Source organism: Streptomyces albicerus (genome assembly GCF_008905045.1).
Classification (GTDB): domain Bacteria; phylum Actinomycetota; class Actinomycetes; order Streptomycetales; family Streptomycetaceae; genus Streptomyces; species Streptomyces albicerus.
In genome coordinates, this window is the sequence record NZ_VWMY01000193.1 from 1 (window position 1) to 1,481 (window position 1,481).

Here is a 1,481-nt window from a genome sequence, read left to right on the forward strand (position 1 = left end):
CCGGATGGAACCGCCCTCCACGTGCGCGGTGGCCGAGATCGGTTCGGGAGTGTCGAAAGTAGGCATGGCTGTCCCGTCCTCATGAGTCCTTGGGTCGTCCCCGCTGGTGGGACGTGGTGTGGGTGAAGTGGTGCGGGCGCCGGCGCGGCTAGCGCACCCAGCCCGTGACGCTCTGCCCGACGCTCTGGGTCTTCTCCGCCGTACGCGGCCGGGTGCCGCCGTCGACCGCGGCCGACACGGCCCGCACCAGCCACGCGTTGACCGACAGGCCCTCGCGGCTCGCGGCCTCCTCGGCGCGCGCCTTGAGGTGGGCCGGCAGACGCAGGTTGACACGGGCGGTGCCGCCCTCGTCGCCGTCGGCCGGGGTCCTGAGCGGTTCGACGGCCGCGGCCGGCTCCGCGGGCGCGCCGCCGTCGGCGGGCGGCAGCGTCACCACGAAGTCGGGGTCCAGCCCGCGCAACCGTACGTCGACCGAGCCGGGGGCCAGCTCGCGGGTGATCTCGTCCATCGCGGCGGAGAGCACGTTGAGCATGGTCAGCCGGGTCGCCGACTCCAGAGGAGCGGTGAGCCTCTCGGCCACCTCGCGGGCATTTTCCCCGCCGGCCTCGGCGGCCACCGCGAGTTCACGGCGAAGGGTGTCGACATACGGGGTGAGATCCATGACGTCATCATGGCACCACTATGGCGCATACGCAAGCCCGAGTGGCACCTTGCGCGGGACGGGCGTGAGGAATGCCGCCCTGAACTGCAGAAACGTGAAAGGGAGGATCTAAGTCATGGGGACACCAGGCGCAGTTGAGCGTTCTTGGGGGTCCCGGAATGGCACCGGGTGACGCCAATCGGTGCCACCCGGCACCATGTGAACTGCCGTGGAGCCAGCGGTGGTTGTACCGGTCGGCCCACTCGGCGGTGGCGAGTTCGACGTGGGAGAGCGCCGGCCAGGCCGGGGCGGCAGCAGAAGCGGTCAGGACCGTAGCGCTCACGGAAGGTGATCCACCGCTCGTTGAACCAGAGGTGGCACGTGCAGCAGGTGATCGGCGCAGGGGCCGGAGGGGTGACAATTGCTACAGATTTTCTAGTGTCCTGCGCCAGTAGTTGATCGTTAGTAGGTGTGTGACTTCTACTGCTGGTGCGTCAGTTCCTCGTCGGGGCCCGAAGCTGGAGCCGTTGCTGCTGTCCGCGGAGGAGCGGGCGGAGTTGGAACGGTGGACCCGTCGGGCGACCTCGGCCCAGGCGCTGGCTCTGCGGGCGCGGATTGTGCTGGCGTGTGCGGGGGCTGAGGTGCCGCCGATTGTCGCGGTCGCCCGGGAGTTGCGGGTGGCCGCGGACACGGTCCGCAAGTGGCGGCGGCGTTTCCTCGCCGAGCGGCTGGACGGGCTGGTGGACGAGCCCAGGCCGGGCCGGCCGCCCACCATCAGCGTCGATCAGGTGGAGGCGGTGGTGGTCACCACGCTGGAACAGCTGCCGAAGAACGCCACTCA

At 70.0% G+C, this 1,481-nt stretch carries 2 protein-coding genes; one reads left to right on the top strand and one right to left on the bottom strand.

Annotation, left to right across the window (positions count from 1 at the left end; all coding sequences use genetic code 11):
• Positions 1-148: 148 nt before the first annotated feature.
• Positions 149-661, bottom strand: a complete 513-nt coding sequence (locus tag GAS53_RS54825; protein ID WP_151485295.1) for a toxin-antitoxin system HicB family antitoxin — start codon at positions 659-661, stop codon at positions 149-151.
• A gap of 506 nt (positions 662-1,167) precedes the next feature.
• Here GAS53_RS54825 and GAS53_RS54830 point away from each other — a divergent pair.
• The coding region (locus GAS53_RS54830; protein ID WP_225859735.1) for a helix-turn-helix domain-containing protein at positions 1,168-1,481 on the top strand (314 nt) is incomplete at its 3' end.

Bases quoted from the DNA above. Each gene is read 5' to 3' on its own strand.
- GAS53_RS54825 (WP_151485295.1), bottom strand. From the start codon at position 661: ATGGATCTCACCCCGTATGTCGACACCCTTCGCCGTGAACTCGCGGTG.